The following is a 17,009-nucleotide window of genomic DNA, read 5'->3' as shown; positions in this document are numbered from 1 at the left end:
GCGTGTTCCGCGTCGACCTTGGCACCACGGCTCGCTCCTGAAGATCACGGCGCGGCCCGCGGCCGGACGGCGTGGCAATGTCCGGCCGGGCGGGTGTGGCGTCAGGCGCCGAGCACGCCGTCGGTCATGCGCGGCAGCCCTAGCGGATTACCGCGCTTGAGACCATCGGGCAGCAGCGCGTCCGGCAGGTCCTGGTAGCAGACCGGACGCAGGAAGCGGCGGATGGCGGTGGCGCCGACCGAGGTCGAGGCGGGGCGCGAGGTGGCCGGGAAGGGGCCGCCGTGCACCATCGCGTGGCTCACCTCGACGCCGGTGGGATAGCCGTTGGCCAGGATCCGGCCGGCCTTGCGTTCCAGCACCGGCAGCAGGGCGCGCGCGGCTTCGGTGTCGGCCTCGTCCACGAACAGGGTCGCGGTCAACTGGCCTTCCAGGTGTTCGGCCACCTGGCGCATCTGCGCGGCGTCGCGGCACGCCACCACCAGCGAGGCCGGGCCGAAGACTTCGGCCTCGAGTTCGGGCGAGGCCAGAAAGCGCGCGGCATCGGTGCCGAACACGGCGGGGCCGGCGGCATTGGCGGCCGGCCGCGAGGCTTCGCCGCGTCCCAGCGTGGCGACGCTGGCGTGGCCGGCCAGCGCCTGCTCGCCCTGCGAATAGGCGGCGAAGATGCCGGGGGTCAGCATGGTGGCGGCGCCCTTGGCCTGCACCGCCTGGCCGGCGGCCTGGCGGAAGCGTTCCAGCGCCGGGCCTTCGATGCCGACCACCAGGCCGGGATTGGTGCAGAACTGGCCCACGCCCAGCACCAGCGATTCGACGAAGCCCTTGGCGATGGTCTCGGCGCGCGCTTCCAGGGCGGCGGGCAGCAGGAACACCGGATTGATGCTGGACATCTCGGCATACACCGGGATCGGCACCGGCCGCGCGTTGGCGGCGGCCACCAGCGCCAGGCCGCCCCGGCGCGAACCGGTGAACCCGATCGCGGTGATGGCGGGGTGGGTCGCCAGCGCCGTGCCGATCTCGTTGCCGGCGCCGAACAGCAGCGAGAACACGCCTTCGGGCAGGCCGTGCCTGGCCACCGCCTGCTGGATCACGCGGCCCACCATTTCGGCGGTGCCGGGGTGGGCGTTGTGGGCCTTGACGATGACCGGGCAGCCCGCCGCCAGCGCCGAGGCGGTATCGCCGCCCGCCACCGAGAACGCCAGCGGGAAGTTGCTGGCGCCGAACACGGCCACCGGCCCCAGCGGCACCTGCGCCAGGCGCAGGTCGGCGCGCGGCAGCGGCTGGCGCTCGGGCTGGGCGGGGTCGATGGTGGCGTCCAGGAAGTAGCCGTCGCGCACCACCCGCGCGAACAGGCGCAATTGGCCCACGGTGCGGCCGCGCTCGCCTTGCAGGCGGGCCAGCGGCAGGCCGGTTTCGAGATGGGTGCGCTCGATCAGCGCGTCGCCCAGCGCCAGGATGCCTTCGGCGATGCTCTCCAGGAATTGCGCGCGGGTTTCGAGCGGCGCGGCGCGGTAGGGGTCGAAGGCGGCGGCGGCCAGTTCGGCGGCGCGCGCCACGTCCTCGCCGTCGCCGGCGTGGAACGCCGGTTGCAGCGGTTCGCCGCGGGCCGGGTCGATGGCGTGCAGCGGCGCGCCCGCGCCTTTTACGGCCTGGGCGCCGATCAACATGTTGCCGGTCAAAGTCATGCAGTGTCTCCGAATGAAAACGCCCCCAGCGGGGGCGGGCGGGCGGCGCCGCGCCTGGTCTATTGGGGGCCCAGCTTGCGGATCAGCGCGTCGAGCATGGCCATTTCGTCGGGATGCAGGTCGGTCAGCGGCGCGCGCACCGGGCCCGCATCGTGGCCGACCAGCCTGGCGCCGGCCTTGACGATGCTGACCGCATAGCCGGCGCAGCGGTTGCGGATCTCGAGATACGGCAGGAAGAACTCGTCCAGCAGGCGGTTGGTGGTGTCGTGGTCGTGCGCGGCGACGGCGCGGTAGAACTGCATCGCGGTCCTGGGCACGAAGTTGAAGACGGCCGACGAGTAGACCGGCACGCCCAGCGCCTTGTAGGCCGCGGCGTAGACCTCGGCGGTGGGCAGTCCGCCCAGGTACGAGAAGCGGTCGCCGAGCTTGCGGCGGATGCGCACCATGGCCTCGATATCGCCGACGCCGTCCTTGAAACCGACCAGGTTGGGGCAGCGCTCGGCCAGTTGGGCCAGGCTGTCGGCCGACAGGCGCGATTGGGCGCGGTTGTAGACGATGACGCCGATCTTGACGGCCTTGCAGACCTGCTCGACGTGGTCGGCGATGCCCTGTTGCGAGGCCTCGGTCAGGTAGTGGGGCAGCAGCAGCACGCCCTTGGCGCCGAGGCGCTCGGCCTCGCGGGCATAGGCGATGGCGACGCGGGTGGGACCGCCTGCGCCGGCCAGGATCGGCACCTTGCCGGCGCAGGTGTCCACGGCGGTGCGGATGACATCCGAGTATTCGTCCGGCGCCAGCGAGAAGAACTCGCCGGTGCCGCCGGCGGCGAACAGGGCGGTGGCGCCGTAGGGCGCGAGCCATTCCAGCCGCCCGGCATAAGAGCGGGCGTTGAAATTGCCTTGCGCGTCGAAGTCGGTCACGGGGAAGGAGAGCAGGCCTTCCGAAACGATGGCCTTGAGTTCCTGCGGCGTGGTCATGGGCGGTATCCGTTGGTGGCGGACGCGCGGCAGAGGGGCTGCCGGGCTGTCATGTGTTGAATAGGTACGTCATCGTACAACATGATTTTCTCCGGCTCAAGCAAGATAAGACGGAATCGCTGAGGGCAGTGGCGGCGGATACCTGGGGAAATCCGCAATGCGTGCCGCCATCAGTCCATGGATAATCTCTCTAGTTGTACGATAACGTATAGGATGCCGCAGCCCGCGGCATCGTTTTCGAGGATGCTCCATGTCGTTCGCGCCCGCCCCAGCGCCCGTGCTGATCAGGATTCACCCGCAGGACAACGTCGCCATCGTCGCCAACGACGGCGGGCTGCCGGCGGGCACGGCGCTGCCGGACGGCCTGGTGCTGGCCGAAGCCGTGCCGCAGGGCCACAAGGTGGCGCTGCGCGACCTGGCGCCTGGCGAGCCGGTGCGCCGCTATGACGTCGTGGTCGGCTACGCGGCCCGGCACCTGCCGCGCGGCAGCTGGGTCAACGAACGGGTGACCACCATGCCCGCGGCCCGCGCGCTCGACGACCTGCCGGTGGGCACGCGCACGATCGCGCCGCCGGCGCCGCTCGAGGGCTACACCTTCGAGGGCTACCGCAACGCCGACGGCACGGTGGGCACGCGCAACATCCTGGCCATCAGCACCACCGTGCAATGCGTGCAGGGCGTGGTGGAACACGCGGTCGAGCGCATCCGCCGCGAGCTGCTGCCGCGTTATCCCAATGTCGACGGGGTGGTGGGTATCGAGCACACCTACGGCTGCGGCGTCGCCATCGACGCGCCGGGCGCGGCGGTGCCCGTGCGCACGCTGCACAACATTGCCCGCAATCCCAATTTCGGCGGCACCGCCATGGTGGTCAGCCTGGGCTGCGAGAAGCTGCAGCCCGAGCGCCTGCTGGCGCCGGGCGCGATCCCGATCCGCGCCGGGCGGGGGATGGCTGGCGGCGAAGGCGTCGACACCATCGTGCTGCAGGACGACGAACACGTCGGCTTCGAGTCCATGATCGCCAACATCATGCGCACCGCCGAGCGCCACCTGGAAAGGTTGGACCGCCGCCGCCGCGAGACCTGTCCCGTCTCCGATCTGGTGGTGGGCGTGCAGTGCGGCGGCAGCGACGCTTTCTCGGGCGTCACGGCCAATCCCGCGGTGGGCTTTGCGGCGGACCTGCTGGTGCGTGCCGGAGGCACCGTCATGTTCTCGGAAAACACCGAAGTGCGCGATGGCATCGACCAGTTGACCGCGCGCGCCGCCACCCCCGAAGTGGCCGAGGCGCTGGTGCGCGAGATGGCCTGGTACGACGATTACCTGCGGCGCGGCGGCGCCGACCGCAGCGCCAACACCAGCCCCGGCAACAAGAAGGGCGGCCTGTCCAACATCGTCGAAAAGGCCATGGGCTCGATCGTCAAGTCCGGCACCTGCAACATCGACGGCGTGCTGGCGCCGGGCGAGCGGCTGACCCGCAAGGGGCTGATCTTCGCGGCGACGCCGGCCAGCGACTTCATCTGCGGCACGCTGCAACTGGCGGCCGGCATGAACCTGCACATCTTCACCACCGGCCGCGGCACGCCCTACGGGCTGGCGCAGGTGCCGGTGATCAAGGTCGCCACCCGCAGCGACCTGGCGCGGCGCTGGCACGACCTGATGGACGTGGACGCCGGCCGCATCGCCACCGGCCAGGCCAGCATCGAAGAGGTGGGCTGGGAACTGTTCCGGCTGATGCTCGACGTGGCCAGCGGACGGCGCCAGAGCTGCGCGGAAAAACTCAAGCTGCACAACGCATTGGCGCTGTTCAATCCCGGTCCCGTGACCTGATTGCCGTCGCCGCTTTCAACGCAAGGCCATCGCCGAACATACCAAGAGGAGACCATCGATGGACCACAGCCCCCTGATGCAGGCCGGCCGGCGCCGGCTGCTGGGCGCCCTGGCGCTGGCGCCCGCCGGCCTGGCGCAGGCGCAATCCTTCGCCTTCACGCCGCAGCAACGCTACCCCGACCCGTCGGTGCGCATCCTGGACCCGGAGTTCTCGAAGTACCGCATCTACAGCAGCAGCGTGGAGCAGCTGGCCACCGGCTTTCGCTGGCTGGAGGGACCGGTGTGGGTGGGGGACGGGCGCTATCTGCTGTGTTCGGACATCCCCAATGACCGCATCATCCGCTGGGACGAGACCACCGGCGCCACCAACGTGTTCCGCCAGCCCGCCAATTTCAGCAACGGGCTGGCGCGCGATCGCCAGGGGCGCCTGCTGGCCTGCGAGCACCTGACGCGCCGCGTCACGCGCACCGAGTACGACGGCGGCATCACGGTGCTGGCGGACCGCTACGCGGGCAAGCGCTTCAATTCGCCCAACGACATCGTGTGCCAGCGCAATGGCGCCATCTGGTTCACCGATCCGCCCTTCGGCATCGGCGGCCACTGGGAGGGCGACAAGGCCGAGCCCGAACTGCCGCATTCGGTGTATCGCATCGACGCGGACAGCGGCCGCGTCGAGCTGGCGCTGGACGACCTGGCCGGGCCCAACGGCCTGTGCTTTTCGCCGGACGAGCGCGTGCTCTACATCGTCGAATCGCGCCACAAGCCGGCGCGCGTGGTGTGGGCGTATGACGTCGGCGCGGATGGCAAGCTGTCGGGCAAGCGCAAGTTCATCGACGCGCAAGGTCCCGGCGCCATCGACGGCATCAAGTGCGACGAGCACGGCAACCTGTGGTGCGGCTGGGGCAGCAATGGCGCCGCCGACGCCAAGCCGGAGGAACTCGATGGCGTGATGGTCTTCAACCCGGGCGGCAAGCCGATCGGCCACATCCGCCTGCCCGAGCGCTGCGCCAACCTGTGCTTCGGCGGCGCCAAGCGCAACCGGCTGTTCATGGCGAGCAGCCATTCGCTCTACGCGCTCTACGTCGAGACGCGCGGGGTCCTCTGACACAAATACCACAACGGAGACAACATGGATTCGAACCGAAGGCAGTTATTGCTGGGCGCGGCGGCGCTGGGCGCGGCGCACTGGGCGCCGGCCTGGGCCCAGGCCGACGCATGGCCGACCCGGCCCGTGCGCATCGTGGTGCCATACCCGCCGGGCGGCTCGTCGGACATCATCGCGCGCGTGATTGCGCCGCGCCTGGCCGAGGCGCTCAAGCAGACGGTGGTGGTCGAGAACAAGCCGGGCGCCAACGGCAACCTGGGCGCGGGCATCGTGGTGCAATCGGCGCAGGAAGGCCATACGGTGCTGTTGTGCGACGTAGGCGCGCTGGCGATCAGCCCGTCGGTCTACACCAAGCTGTCGTTCGATCCGTCCAAGGACCTGCGCGCGGTCGGCATGCTGGCGTATTCGCCGCACGTGCTGGCGGTGCATCCCGACGTGCCGGCAAAGACCGTGCCGGAGCTGGTGGCGCTGTCGAAGAAACAGCGCCTGAATTTCGCCGTCACCGCGATCGGCAGCGCGCCGCACCTGGCGGCCGTGGCGGTGCAGCAGGCCACCGGCGCGCAATGGGAGTACGTGCCCTACAAGGGCGGTTCGCAGGCGGTCACCGACACCATAGGCGGCCAGACCCAGGTCATCATGAACGGGCTGCTGGCGACGCTGCCGCACATCAAGGGCGGCAAGCTGCGCGCGATCGCGATCTCCAAGAAGGAACGCATGCAGCTGGTGGCCGACATTCCGACCATCTCCGAGCAAGGCGTGGCCGGCTTCGAATCCGGGACCTGGCAGGGCGTAATGGCCCCCGCCGCCACGACCGACAAGACGGCCAACCTGCTGGCGACGCTGATGGGCCAGATCGTCAATCAGCCCGACGTGAAGTCACAGCTGAACGAGCAGGGCGCCGAGATCGTGGTGCGCGATCCGGCGCAACTGGCGCAGTTCTTCAACAGCGAACGGGCGCGCTGGGCCAAGGTGGTGCAGAGCGCCGACATCCGGCTGGATTGATCCGGGCGGCCGGCACGGCTGGCCCCCAAAAGACCGCGGACCGTGCGGCGCCTGGCGCCGCACGGTCCGTTTTTTTCCTGATGGGAAGTTTCAGTCGGCGCTCTGGGTGTCCGACGGCGCCTGGGCTGGCGTGTCCACCGACGTATCGACTGAGGCGTCCACCGGCGTGTCCACGGCCGCATCGGCGGGCGCGGCAGCCTCGGCCTGCGCCGGCTTGGCGCCTTCGGCGGCCGGCTTGCCCTTGGCGGCATTGCCCTTGCCGCCACGGCCACCGCCCGCCTTGGCGTGACGGCGCGAGGCCATGCGCTTGGCGTGCTGCGCTTCGTTGGCGGTGACGGCGCCGTTGGGTTCGCCGTTCAGGTCGACGCGCGCGGCGGATTCGACCATGCAATCCCAGTAGCGGCGGCCGTCACACCAGGTCTTGACGGCCTGCTTGATCTCGTCGGCGCTGAGCTGCAGGGTCTTGGCGTGTTGCACCAGGTCCTCCAGCACCCCCAGCTTGAGCGGCACCTTGGGCGCCGGCTTCTTCGGAAAGGCCTTGGGAAATTGCCGCTGCAGTCGCGAAATGGCGATCAGCACCGGATCGACCGCCGGCGCTTCGCGTCGGTCGCCGGCCGGCGCGCGCGCGGGCTTTTTCCGGGCGGCAGCCGCATCGCCGGACGGCCGCGCGGAGGGCTTGCGCGACCCCGCTTCGTTGGCGGCCGGACGGGCGGGTTTCTTCTTGGAAGCCGCCTCTTCGGGAGCCTGCTTCAACAGCAGTTCTCGGATTGCGGCGAGCTGTTCTAGACCCATGGTGTGCTGCGAATTCAAATGTTGAAACCGTGGAGCATAACAGTTGTGGCGTGTCGGATTGAAGTTGCGGGCGTCCGGCGGCCGTCGTAAGCTCGTCGGCACCATGGGGATGCACACGCCGGTTACGTTTACGCGCAGGTCTGCCGCCGCCCGCCGCGCGCTGGCGTGGCTGGCGGCGGGGCTGCTGGTTTTCCAGTCGCTGGTGGCCGCCACGGCGCTCGGCGCGGCCCTGCCGGCGGCAGCCGGGCAGGGGGCCTCCTCTGTCATCCTCTGCACCGCCAGCGGCCCACGGGTGGTGGCGCTGGACGACGTGGACGCCGTAGCGGCCACGCCGGTCCAGGCCGCTGGCCACGTCTCCAACCACGCCGCCGGCGGCACCTTGCCGCACTGCTGTGCCGCCAGTTGCGCCATGCTTGCCGGCGCCGGCCCGCCCGCGTTCGCGGGGCTGGCCTGGCGCCTGCCGCTGGAGCCGCCGGCCCTGCCGCGCGCCGCGCAAGCCGGGCCGTGCCCGCGGGGCGCCACGGCCTGGCTGCCGCAGCAATCGCGCGCGCCGCCGCGCGCGGCCTGATCCTTTGCGCCGGTCCCCGCGCACGCCCATTCCTGTGGCGCGCGACGCGGGCGCGCACCGGTCGTCGATACCCAAACCGTTCGTTTCGCGCGCGTCCGATCCGCTTTCGGCGCCCGCGCCATTCTTTTCGCGCGGCCGCGCGCCGCCGTCACTTTGGAGTCCGATCATGTTCAAACCCGCATTCATCGCCGCCACGCTCGTGCTCGCCCCGCAATGGGCCTGGGCCCACGCCCACCTGCAACGCGCCACGCCGGCCGACAAGGCCGAGGTGGCCGCGCCGTCTTCGGTGACGGCCACTTTCTCCGAAGGGTTGGAGCCCGCCTTTTCGTCGCTGACCGTGCTGGACACGGCCGGCAAGCAGGCCGTCGCGGCCAAGGCCGCGCCGGCGCCGGGTGATGACAAGACGCTGGTGTTGCCCGTGGCCACACCCTTGCCGGCGGGCGCCTACACCGTGAAATGGCAGGCCTTGTCCAAGGACGGCCACAAAACCAACGGTGCCTGGACGTTCACGGTCAAGCCCTGAAATGGACGCCTTGTGGGTCGTGTTCGCGCTGTGCCGGGCCGTCAGCGCCGGCGCGGCGGCGGTGCTGTTCGGCGCCAGCGCGATGCTGGCGCTGGGCGGCTCGCCGCGCCTGGGGGTGGCCGCCGAGACCGCGCTGCGGCCGGCCCTGCTGCGCATCGGCGCGGCGGGACTGGTGGCCACACTGTGCCTGTTGCCGTTGCAGGCCGCCAGCATCGCCGGCGACTGGCGGGCGATGCTGGACGGCGAGATGCTGGACACGGTCACCCTGCAGACCGGCTACGGCCAGGCCTGGGTGGCGCGCGCCCTGTGCGCGGCCGCCGTGCTGGGCGTGGCGCTGGGGCTGCGGCCGGGCCGGCCATCTTGGCTGGCGGGGCCGGCGGCCGTGGCATTGGCGCCGCTGGCATTCAGCGGCCACGCCGCGGTGCACGAAGGCGGCTGGGGCCTGGCGCACACGGCCAGCGACTATCTGCACCTGTTGGCGGCCGCGTTCTGGCTGGGATCGCTGCCGGTGTTCCTGTCATGGCTGGCGGCCTGGCAACGTCCGCGGGATCGCGCCGAGGCCGCCCGCGCGCTGCTGCGCTTTTCCGCCTGGGGGCATGTCGCCGTGGCGGTCTTGCTGCTCAGCGGCGTGGCCAATGCGGCGCTGATCCTGGGGCCGGCATTGCCGGATGCGGGGTGGGACTATGTGCGCGTGCTGTTGCTCAAGATCGCGCTGGCGCTGGCGATGACCGGGCTGGCGCTGGCCAATCGCTATCGCTGGATCGCGCGCATCCGGGCCGAGCCGGCCCTGGCCCTGCATGCCATCCGGCGCAATACGATCTGCGAAATGCTGCTGGGCGCCGCGGTGCTGGTCATCGTGGGCGGGTTGGGGTTGATGTCGCCGTCGTAGAGGGTGTCGTGAAAGGCGTCTTGAAGGCCGTTCGCGCTGGCCGCCGTCATCCCGCCAGCACCAGCAACAGCGCCAGCGCCAGCAGCAGGGCGAAGGCGGCCAGCGCGAACGGCAGCAGCTGCACGTACACGGGCCGCTCCTGGCCATGGCCGCGTGCCAGGCCGGCGGCGATGGACATGCGCACCGGCGAGAAGAACCCCATCGACGTGCCGGATACGTGCAGCAGCGCCGCCGCCGCGGGCAGGCTCAGGCCGGCGTGCAGCGCCAGCGACAGCTGCGATGGCATGAAGAGGCTGTTGGGCGCGTTGCCGCTGTTGGCCAGGATGCCGAACGCGCCGGCCATGAGCGGCGTGATCAGCAGGGTCCAGTCGCCGAGGGCGCGGAACAGGCCGTCGGCGTAGGCCTGTGAAATGCCGGCGCCCGCCAGCACTTCGGCCATCATCGCGAACAGGAATACCGAAAGCACCGCATGCCTGCCGGTGCGCCAGGCATGGCGCGCGTTGGCGGCGAGCAGGCCCGGCCGGCGGCGCATGGCCGCCATCAGCAGCGCGCCGCCGATCAGCCAACTGCCGGCATGCAGGAACGGCGCCCAGGCGGGCAGGTCGGCGTAGGGACTGAAACGCGCCAGCGAGGCCAGGCCCTGGTTCAGCGCCGGCACCAGGCGCGTGGCGACCAGGCAGGCGATCAGCACGATATACGGCAGCGCGCCGCGGGCGGCGGCCCGCAATTGCGCGCGGCCGGGCCGCCGGTCCAGCGCGAAGCGCAGCACGATCAGGGGGCCATAGGCGGCCAGCAAGGCGGTCTCGGGGCCCAGCAGCGCGGTGGCGGCCGTCAGCAGGGCCAGGCTGGCCAGCATCCAGGCCGTCTCGCGCCCGCGTTCGGCCATCGTCGCCGGCAGGCCGGTGCGCCGCGCCGTGGTCCAGAACAGCGCCAACCACACGCCCATCAGCAGGGCCACGGGCACCATGCCGTACAGGGCCAGCTGGGCCGGCGGCACGCGCGCATAGGCGGAGGCCAGCAGCGTGCCGCTGCCCATCGCGCCCCAGGGAATCAGGGTCTGGCTCAGCAGCGCGAAGACCATCAGTTCGCGCGGCTTGAAACCGAGCGGACGGATCAGCAGCACGGTGCCCAGCATGCCGACGCCGAAGCCGGTGGCCGATTCGGCGAACGGCCCCACCAGAAAACAGGCAAAGAACAGCAGGCGGCGGCGCGCCAGGGGATCGGCCGGCGCGCCGGCCGCGTCGGCGCCGGATGCGGCGCCAGCGGGCGTGGCGTCCCGCGCCGCCATCTGCCAGAACAGCAGGCCGCCCAGGATGTAGGGCGTGATGACCCCGCCGATCCAGAGGCCGCGCGACAGGGCCTGGCCCAGCGCGCCCGCGCCGAAGGCGCCGGGGGCCGCGAACAGCGCCACCGCAATGGCCGCCAGCAGCCCCAGCACGGCGGCCAGGGTGGTGTTGAGGCGGCCGCTGGCGATGGCGCCAATGACCACCAGCGCAGGCAGGGACCACAGCAGGTACATCATGGCGCGCGGCCCGCCTGGTCGGATGCGCGGCGGGCGCGGCGCGAACCGGTTGCGTTGCGCGCCACGGCTCAGCAGGCCGCCGCGAAAGCGCGCAGGATGCCCAGCGCGTGCGGCGTGGGCGCCAGGGCGGCGCGCAGCGCGGTCACGTCATGGCCTTCGGCCGCCAGGAAGTCCTGGCGCCGCGCCAGGCACGCGTCCATCAGCCCGGCGGTGAATTCCGGATGGAACTGCACCGACAGCGCGCGCGGGCCGTAGCGCAGGATCTGGTGCGGATCGTGGGCGGTGCCGGCGAGCACGGTGGCGCCGGCCGGCGGCCGCAGCACGCTCTGCTCGTGCGTGAGATGGGCGGGAAAGCGCTCGGGCAACCCCGCCAGCAGCGGATCGGCCGCGGCGGCGGGCAGGCGCGCAACGGCGTGCAGCCCGATCTCGCGGCCGCGCGGGTGGTAATCGACCTCGCCGCCGAAAGCGTGAGCCATGAGCTGGTGGCCGTAGCAGATGCCCAGCAGCGGCAACTGCGCCGCCATGGCATCGCGCAGCCATTGCGCGGTGCGCTCGCTCCAGGGCTCGCGGTCGGTGACCATGGCCCACGAGCCCGTCAGCACCGCGCCGCGCAGCGTGGCCGGATCGGGCAGGGCCTCGCCGGCGGCCGGATGGATGACCGCCAGCGGCGTGCCGACGCCCGCCAGGGCCGCCGTGATCCAGTCGGCCTGTTCGCCATGGATAGCGCGCAGGTCTTCGGGCGGTCGGCCCATTTGCAGGATGGCTAGCGGTCGGTGAGGCATGGCGGTGGCGGAATCGGCGGCGCCCGGGTGGGGCCCCGCGCAATGATGAGGCCGCCGCGCCCATTCATCAATAGCCCGGGCCGGCTATCTGCTATGAGCGGGAATGATATCGGCCCGGAGCCGGCTGCCGGACGCCGGGCCATGGACGCGGCCGTGGCCCTGTCCCGCAGGGCCGGCCCGTCGTCTCACAGTGTGGCGGCCTCGCGCTCGCGGCGGGATGCGGACGCCGCCGCCACGGCGCGGTGCGCCGGCCGCGCCAGGCCCAGATGCTGGCGCAGCGTGGCGCCGCTGTATTCGGTGCGGAACAGGCCGCGGCGGCGCAGTTCCGGCAGCGCCAGCTCGATGAAGTCGTCCAGCCCGCCGGGCAGCCACGGCGACATGATGTTGAAGCCGTCCGCGCCGTCTTCCTCGAACCATTGCTGCAACTGATCGGCCACGCTTTGCGGCGTGCCGACCACCTGCTGGTGGCCACGCGCCCCGGCGATGCGCAGGTAGAGCTGGCGGATCGTCAGGTTGTCGCGCCGCGCCAGGTCGATCAGCAATTGCTGGCGGCTCTTGCCGCCGTTGGTCTCCGGAATGTCGGGCAGGGGGCCGTCTACCGGATACCCCGACAGGTCGAAGCCGCCGATCATGTTGGACAGCAACTGCACCCCGACGACCGGATGGATCAGGTCCTGCAGGCGCGCGAACTTGTCCTCGGCTTCGGCCTGGCTGCGGCCGATCACGGGGAAGATGCCGGGCATGATCTTGATGTCGTCGGGATCGCGGCCGTATTCAACGGCGCGGCCCTTGATGTCGCGGTAGAAGGCGCGGGCCTCGTCGAAGGTCTGGTGCGCCACGAAGATGACCTCGGCGGTGCGCGCCGCCAGGTCGCGCCCGGCGGGCGAGGCGCCAGCCTGCACCACCACCGGGCGGCCCTGCGGCGAACGCGACACGTTCAACGGCCCGCGCACCGAGAAATGCTCGCCGCGATGGCGCAGCGGATGCAGCTTGGCCGGGTCGAAATACTGGCCGCTGTGCTTGTCGCGCAGGAAGGCGTCGTCCTCCCAGCTGTCCCACAGGCCCAGCACCACGTCGTGGAACTCGGCGGCGCGGGCATAGCGGCGGGCGTGCTCGACGTGCTCGTCCAGGTTGAAGTTCTGCGCCTCGCCCTGGCCGCTGGAAGTGACCAGGTTCCAGCCCGAGCGGCCGCCGCTGATGTGGTCGAGCGAGGCGAACTTGCGCGCCACGTGGTACGGCTCGTTGTAGGTGGTCGAAACCGTGGCGATCAGGCCGATTTTCTCGGTCACGGCGGCCAGCGCCGACAGCAGCGTCAGCGGCTCGAAGTGGTCGCTGCGCGCGGTGCGCGACAGCGACGCCAGGTCGGTGTTGCGCACGCCGACCGAGTCGGCCAGGAAGATGGCGTCGAACTTGGCGGCCTCGGCGCGACGCGCCAGCTCGGCGTAGTGGCGGAAATTGACCGGCGCGTCGGCCTGGGCGTCGGGATGGCGCCAGGCGGCGATGTGATGGCCGGTCTGCATCAGGAAGGCGCCAAGCTTGATCTGGCGCGGGGAACGGGTCATGGGGATGACTCCAGCAATGGGGTGGACGGCAACGTAGCCGGGAAGCGGAACGGGGATCTCACCAGGCCATGCGCAGCGAGGCCAGCGACGGCAGCGCGGGCACGCCGGCGGCCGCGTCGGCGCCCAGCGGCGGGCTGTCGTCGGCCGGCGCGCCGTCCGGCTCCAGGAAGTCGGACAGCACGTCGTCGCGCAGGCGGATGAAGCGCGGGTCGCTGCGGTTGCGGGCATGCGGCAGCGGCACGTCGACGACGCGGCGGATGCGCCCCGGGCGCGGCTGCATGATGACCACCCGGTCTCCCAGGTAGACCGCTTCCTCGACGTCGTGCGTCACCAGGATCATGGTGATGCGCTCTTTCTGCCAGATGCGCTGCAACTCGGTCTGCAGCCGGGCGCGGGTCAGCGCGTCGAGCGCGCCAAAGGGTTCGTCCAGCAGCAGCACGCGCGGCCGGTTGACCAGGCCGCGGGCGATCGCCACGCGCTGCGCCATGCCGCCGGAGATCTGGTGCGGGTACGACTGCTCGAACCCCTCCAGTCCCACCAGGGCGACATGTTCGGCCACGCGGTCGCGCTTTTCGCTGGTGGAGATGGCGGCGTTGCGCAGCCCCACGGCGATGTTCTGCGCCACCGTCAGCCAGGGGAACAGGCGGTGGTCCTGGAACACGATGCCGCGTTCCGGGCCGGTGCCGCGCACCGGTTCGCCGCCCAGGGTGATGGCGCCCTCATAGGTGTCGTCCAGCCCCAGGATCAGGCGCAGCAGGGTGGACTTGCCGCAGCCGCTGGCGCCGACGATGGAAACGAACTGGCCGACGGGGATCTCCAGGTCCACGCCCGTGAGCACCTGCAGCACGCCGCCTTCGGCCTGGGCGCTGGGATAGCGCTTGCCGACCGCCTGTAGCGACAGGTCCAGCGAAGTATGTTGAGTCATGCCTGAGTCTTCCTGCGGTTATTGGTCCTGCCCGCGCAAGCGCGCGAGCCGGCGTTCGGCCACGCGGGCCAGGGCGTTCATGAGCCAGCCGATCACCCCGACCACGAACATGCCGAAGATCACCAGGTCCATCTGGAAATGTTCGCTGCCCTCGATCAGCAGGTTGCCGATGCCGACGCCCGCCACCAGCAGGTATTCGGCGCCGATGGTGGCCAGCCAGGAGTAGATCAGCGCCAGATAGACGCCGGTGAAGATGGCGGGCGCGGCGGCCGGCAGCACCACCTGGGCGAAGGTCTGCCAGCGGCTGTAGCCGTACACCCGCGCCACCTCCAGCAGCTTGGGCGGGGTGTTGCGCACGCCGTCGCAGGTGTTGACCACCACCGGCACCAGCGCCGCCAGCGACAGGAACACCACCTTGGCGGTGTCGCCCAGCCCGAACCACACCGAGATCAGCGGGATCCAGGCGAACAGCGAGATCTGCTTGAAGGTGTTGAAGCTGGGGCCGACCAGCCGGTTGAAGGCGGGCGACAGGCCCAGCAGCACGCCCAGCAGCAGGCCCGCGACCGTGCCGATGGCAAAGCCGGTCAGCTCGCGGCCCAGGCTGGCGCCGAGCGCGCGCCACAGCTTGCCGCCCAGGATCTGGTCGGCGGCGGTGGCCAGCACTTTTTCGGGCGACACCAGCAGGGCCGAATTCACCAGGTCGATGCGCGCCAGCAACCACCACAACGCGATGGCGGCCAGCGGCAGCACCAGGCCGCGCCAGCGGCCGCCGGCGCGCACGGCCAGCGGTTGCGACAGCGCCAGCTCGGCGGCATCGCGGGAGGCGGAAGTGGCGGCGTTCATGGGCGTGCCTGCGCGGTGAGGGTGGGGCGGCCCTGGATCAGGCGCGTCTCGGCCCAATCCAGCAGCCGGTCGATGGCATAGCCGATGGCGCCCACCACGATCACCGCGGCCATCACCAGGTCCAGCTGGAACAACTGCCGGCCATAGACGATCAGGTAGCCCAGGCCTTCGCTGGACGCCACCAGCTCCACCACCACCAGCGACAGCCAGGCCTTGGTGAAGCCCAGCCGCAGCCCGGTGAAGAGCGTCGGCAGCGCCAGCGGCACGACCACCTCCAGCACCTCCTGGCGCCGGCTGTAGCCATAAACCCGCGCCACTTCGCGCAGCGCCGGGCTGGCCTGGCGAAAGCCCTGCAAGGTATTGAGCGTGACCGGCACCAGCGCCGCCTTGGCGATCAGGATGTACTTGAGCGGTTCGCCGATGCCGACGATCAGCAGCACGAACGGCAGCCAGGCCAGCACCGGGATCTGCACCAGCGCGTTGAAGGTCGGCAGCACGTAGGCCTCGAGCCGGCGAGACAAACCCATCGCCGTGCCCAGCAGCAGCCCCAGCAGGCTGCCCAGGGCAAAGCCGACCAGCACCCGTTGCAGGCTGGCGCGGGTGTTCAGCCACAGGTCGCCGCTGGTCGCCAGGTCGCGCAGGGTGTCCCAGACGAAGGCGGGCGGCGGCAGCACCTGCGGCGAGATCCAGCCCTGGCTGGCGCCGGTCTGCCACAGCGTCAGCAGCGCCAGCGGCAGCAGCCAGGGCGCGGCGGTCCAGGCCGCCTGGCGCGCCCAGGCCGGCGCCGGGGCCGGGCGCGGCAGGGCAATAGGGGAAAGCGAGGACATGGCGGCGCTCCGGTCAGCGCGCCGCGGCCTGCGCCGGGCCGGACACCGGCTTGCCGGCGGCGTCGAACGCGGTCCAGTAGCGCTCCAGCCCCTGGGCCTTGAGCGCATTCTGCAGGTAGCGCGGATCGAACCAGCCGTCCAGCGAGACCTCGCGGCGGATCAGCTTGAGCTTGGCGGCGTCGGCCACCACCGCCTTGTAGCGGGCGATGATGAAGTCGTCGATCAGCGGCGAGTTGCGCGAGGCCAGGTCCTGCTTGTCGAACTCGGCCTGCCACGAGGCGTAGGGCACGCCGCTCTTTTCCCAGATCTTGAAGAGGGCGTCGCGGTTCTTCTCGTCGGACGACCACTGCGCGGCGCGCACGAACACGTCCACCACCTTCTGCACCTGGGCGGGATTCTCGCGCTCGAAGTCCTCGCGCACCAGCAGCGAGGCCTGGCGGGTGTAGGCCGGGTCCTGGCCCTGGGTGCTGTAGATGACCTTGGCCAGGCCCTGGTCGCGCACCTTGAACCATTCGTAGCCGCCAAAGGCCGCGTCCACGCCGTTGGACACCAGCGCCGCCTGGGCGCTGCCGGCATCCAGGTTGACGCCCTTGATGTCGCGCTCGGCCAGGCCATGCGCGGCCAGCACGTTGATTGCCACCAGGTGGCCGTTGGTGCCGCGGAAGATCGACACCTTGCGGTCCTTCAGGTCCTCGATGGACTTGAGCGGGGAATTCGGCGGCGCCACCAGGTACAGGTTGTTGCGCGCGCCGCTGACCAGCAGCAGCTTGGTCTTCAGGCCGTTCGCGCGGCCCACCACCTGCGGCAGGTCGCCCTGGTAGGCGAAGTCGATCTGCTTGTTCGACAGCGCTTCGTTGACGGCCGGACCCGCGCCCTTGAAGAACAGCCACTCGACCTTGACGCCGTCCGCGGCGAAGGCCTGTTCCAGCCATTGGTTGACGCGCACCACGCCGCCGGGCGAACCGCCCCAGGTGATCGGATCGCCGCCGCCGGCGGTGGCCACGCCGACGCGGATGACATCGGCGGCCCGGGCGCTGCCGCCCCACGCCGCCAGGGCCACCAGGCCCAGCGCGGCAACGCGTTTACTCAGGATCATCAATGACTTCATGGAAAAAGGCTCGTTCAGGAAGGAATCGGGCAGCGGGCCGGCATCACGCCGGCCTGCTGGCAGGCAAACCACGCACGGGC

General features: G+C 71.0%; 16 protein-coding genes. 6 read left to right on the top strand and 10 right to left on the bottom strand.

Annotated features, from left to right (window positions below; genetic code table 11):
• Window positions 1-101: 101 nt before the first annotated feature.
• The gene (locus tag DK459_RS04010; RefSeq protein WP_053498106.1) at window positions 102-1,682 is read right to left on the bottom strand and encodes an aldehyde dehydrogenase (NADP(+)); all 1,581 of its coding nucleotides are present in this window, start codon (window positions 1,680-1,682) and stop codon (window positions 102-104) included.
• Between the two features lie 59 nt (window positions 1,683-1,741).
• Window positions 1,742-2,656 (bottom strand): 5-dehydro-4-deoxyglucarate dehydratase, encoded by a 915-nt coding sequence (gene kdgD, locus DK459_RS04005; protein WP_024068902.1) that lies wholly within the window; start codon window positions 2,654-2,656, stop codon window positions 1,742-1,744.
• A gap of 250 nt (window positions 2,657-2,906) precedes the next feature.
• Between kdgD and garD the strand changes: the two genes are divergently transcribed.
• Genes garD through DK459_RS03990 form a run of 3 tightly spaced genes read left to right on the top strand, consistent with a single transcriptional unit; the run spans window position 2,907 to window position 6,588 of the window.
• Entirely contained in the window at window positions 2,907-4,481 is a 1,575-nt protein-coding gene (gene garD / locus DK459_RS04000; protein ID WP_110134472.1) for a galactarate dehydratase, read from the top strand.
• 58 nt (window positions 4,482-4,539) lie between these two features.
• The gene (locus tag DK459_RS03995; protein ID WP_110134471.1) at window positions 4,540-5,586 is read left to right on the top strand and encodes an SMP-30/gluconolactonase/LRE family protein; all 1,047 of its coding nucleotides are present in this window, start codon (window positions 4,540-4,542) and stop codon (window positions 5,584-5,586) included.
• Between the two features lie 24 nt (window positions 5,587-5,610).
• A complete protein-coding gene (locus DK459_RS03990; RefSeq protein ID WP_054447549.1) occupies window positions 5,611-6,588 on the top strand; it encodes a tripartite tricarboxylate transporter substrate binding protein in 978 nt (325 codons plus the stop codon).
• Between the two features lie 90 nt (window positions 6,589-6,678).
• Here DK459_RS03990 and DK459_RS03985 read toward each other — a convergent pair whose 3' ends face one another.
• Complete coding sequence (locus DK459_RS03985; protein ID WP_233256754.1) at window positions 6,679-7,380, bottom strand: ProQ/FinO family protein; 702 nt, start codon at window positions 7,378-7,380, stop codon at window positions 6,679-6,681.
• 109 nt (window positions 7,381-7,489) lie between these two features.
• Between DK459_RS03985 and DK459_RS03980 the strand changes: the two genes are divergently transcribed.
• From DK459_RS03980 to copD, 3 genes are all read left to right on the top strand, one after another.
• Window positions 7,490-7,948, top strand: coding sequence for a DUF2946 family protein (locus tag DK459_RS03980; RefSeq protein ID WP_110134595.1), 459 nt, complete (start codon window positions 7,490-7,492; stop codon window positions 7,946-7,948).
• 166 nt (window positions 7,949-8,114) lie between these two features.
• Window positions 8,115-8,471, top strand: coding sequence for a copper homeostasis periplasmic binding protein CopC (gene copC, locus DK459_RS03975; RefSeq protein WP_024068896.1), 357 nt, complete (start codon window positions 8,115-8,117; stop codon window positions 8,469-8,471).
• Window position 8,472: 1 nt separating this feature from the next.
• A complete protein-coding gene (gene copD / locus DK459_RS03970; RefSeq protein ID WP_146221874.1) occupies window positions 8,473-9,360 on the top strand; it encodes a copper homeostasis membrane protein CopD in 888 nt (295 codons plus the stop codon).
• 46 nt (window positions 9,361-9,406) lie between these two features.
• Here the strand turns inward: copD and DK459_RS03965 are convergent, their stop codons facing one another.
• From DK459_RS03965 to DK459_RS03935, 7 genes are all read right to left on the bottom strand, one after another.
• Window positions 9,407-10,882, bottom strand: coding sequence for a hypothetical protein (locus DK459_RS03965; RefSeq protein WP_110134470.1), 1,476 nt, complete (start codon window positions 10,880-10,882; stop codon window positions 9,407-9,409).
• Window positions 10,883-10,950: 68 nt separating this feature from the next.
• On the bottom strand, window positions 10,951-11,664 hold the full coding sequence (locus DK459_RS03960) for a glutamine amidotransferase (RefSeq protein WP_026385050.1): 714 nt from the start codon (window positions 11,662-11,664) through the stop codon (window positions 10,951-10,953).
• 185 nt (window positions 11,665-11,849) lie between these two features.
• A complete protein-coding gene (locus DK459_RS03955; RefSeq protein WP_026385049.1) occupies window positions 11,850-13,226 on the bottom strand; it encodes an LLM class flavin-dependent oxidoreductase in 1,377 nt (458 codons plus the stop codon).
• 58 nt (window positions 13,227-13,284) lie between these two features.
• A complete protein-coding gene (locus DK459_RS03950; RefSeq protein WP_110134469.1) occupies window positions 13,285-14,151 on the bottom strand; it encodes an ABC transporter ATP-binding protein in 867 nt (288 codons plus the stop codon).
• Between the two features lie 18 nt (window positions 14,152-14,169).
• Window positions 14,170-14,994, bottom strand: coding sequence for an ABC transporter permease (locus DK459_RS03945; protein WP_006384349.1), 825 nt, complete (start codon window positions 14,992-14,994; stop codon window positions 14,170-14,172).
• Window positions 14,991-15,821 carry an ABC transporter permease gene (locus DK459_RS03940; RefSeq protein ID WP_020927740.1) on the bottom strand — a complete coding sequence of 277 codons (831 nt, stop codon included), beginning with the start codon at window positions 15,819-15,821 and terminating at the stop codon, window positions 14,991-14,993. The genes DK459_RS03945 and DK459_RS03940 overlap by 4 nt, the downstream gene beginning before the upstream one ends.
• Window positions 15,822-15,834: 13 nt before the next feature.
• Window positions 15,835-16,929 (bottom strand): ABC transporter substrate-binding protein, encoded by a 1,095-nt coding sequence (locus DK459_RS03935; RefSeq protein WP_054498939.1) that lies wholly within the window; start codon window positions 16,927-16,929, stop codon window positions 15,835-15,837.
• Between the last annotated feature and the right edge of the window lie 80 nt (window positions 16,930-17,009).

Source organism: Achromobacter sp. RW408 (assembly GCF_003184165.1).
In the GTDB taxonomy this organism is placed as follows: domain Bacteria; phylum Pseudomonadota; class Gammaproteobacteria; order Burkholderiales; family Burkholderiaceae_B; genus Achromobacter; species Achromobacter xylosoxidans.
The sequence above is the reverse complement of the archived record's forward strand: the minus strand, read 5'-3'. Positions and strand labels throughout refer to the sequence as shown.

What these genes read in the sequence shown, in the direction of transcription:
- DK459_RS04010 (WP_053498106.1), bottom strand. Translation starts at nt 1,682, where the DNA reads ATGACTTTGACCGGCAACATGTTGATCGGCGCCCAGGCCGTAAAAGGC.
- DK459_RS03980 (WP_110134595.1), top strand. Translation starts at nt 7,490, where the DNA reads ATGCACACGCCGGTTACGTTTACGCGCAGGTCTGCCGCCGCCCGCCGC.
- kdgD (WP_024068902.1), bottom strand. Translation starts at nt 2,656, where the DNA reads ATGACCACGCCGCAGGAACTCAAGGCCATCGTTTCGGAAGGCCTGCTC.
- DK459_RS03985 (WP_233256754.1), bottom strand. Translation starts at nt 7,380, where the DNA reads ATGGGTCTAGAACAGCTCGCCGCAATCCGAGAACTGCTGTTGAAGCAG.
- copC (WP_024068896.1), top strand. Translation starts at nt 8,115, where the DNA reads ATGTTCAAACCCGCATTCATCGCCGCCACGCTCGTGCTCGCCCCGCAA.
- DK459_RS03935 (WP_054498939.1), bottom strand. Translation starts at nt 16,929, where the DNA reads ATGAAGTCATTGATGATCCTGAGTAAACGCGTTGCCGCGCTGGGCCTG.
- DK459_RS03950 (WP_110134469.1), bottom strand. Translation starts at nt 14,151, where the DNA reads ATGACTCAACATACTTCGCTGGACCTGTCGCTACAGGCGGTCGGCAAG.
- DK459_RS03965 (WP_110134470.1), bottom strand. Translation starts at nt 10,882, where the DNA reads ATGATGTACCTGCTGTGGTCCCTGCCTGCGCTGGTGGTCATTGGCGCC.
- DK459_RS03955 (WP_026385049.1), bottom strand. Translation starts at nt 13,226, where the DNA reads ATGACCCGTTCCCCGCGCCAGATCAAGCTTGGCGCCTTCCTGATGCAG.
- DK459_RS03940 (WP_020927740.1), bottom strand. Translation starts at nt 15,821, where the DNA reads ATGTCCTCGCTTTCCCCTATTGCCCTGCCGCGCCCGGCCCCGGCGCCG.
- DK459_RS03945 (WP_006384349.1), bottom strand. Translation starts at nt 14,994, where the DNA reads ATGAACGCCGCCACTTCCGCCTCCCGCGATGCCGCCGAGCTGGCGCTG.
- DK459_RS03960 (WP_026385050.1), bottom strand. Translation starts at nt 11,664, where the DNA reads ATGCCTCACCGACCGCTAGCCATCCTGCAAATGGGCCGACCGCCCGAA.
- copD (WP_146221874.1), top strand. Translation starts at nt 8,473, where the DNA reads ATGGACGCCTTGTGGGTCGTGTTCGCGCTGTGCCGGGCCGTCAGCGCC.
- garD (WP_110134472.1), top strand. Translation starts at nt 2,907, where the DNA reads ATGTCGTTCGCGCCCGCCCCAGCGCCCGTGCTGATCAGGATTCACCCG.
- DK459_RS03995 (WP_110134471.1), top strand. Translation starts at nt 4,540, where the DNA reads ATGGACCACAGCCCCCTGATGCAGGCCGGCCGGCGCCGGCTGCTGGGC.
- DK459_RS03990 (WP_054447549.1), top strand. Translation starts at nt 5,611, where the DNA reads ATGGATTCGAACCGAAGGCAGTTATTGCTGGGCGCGGCGGCGCTGGGC.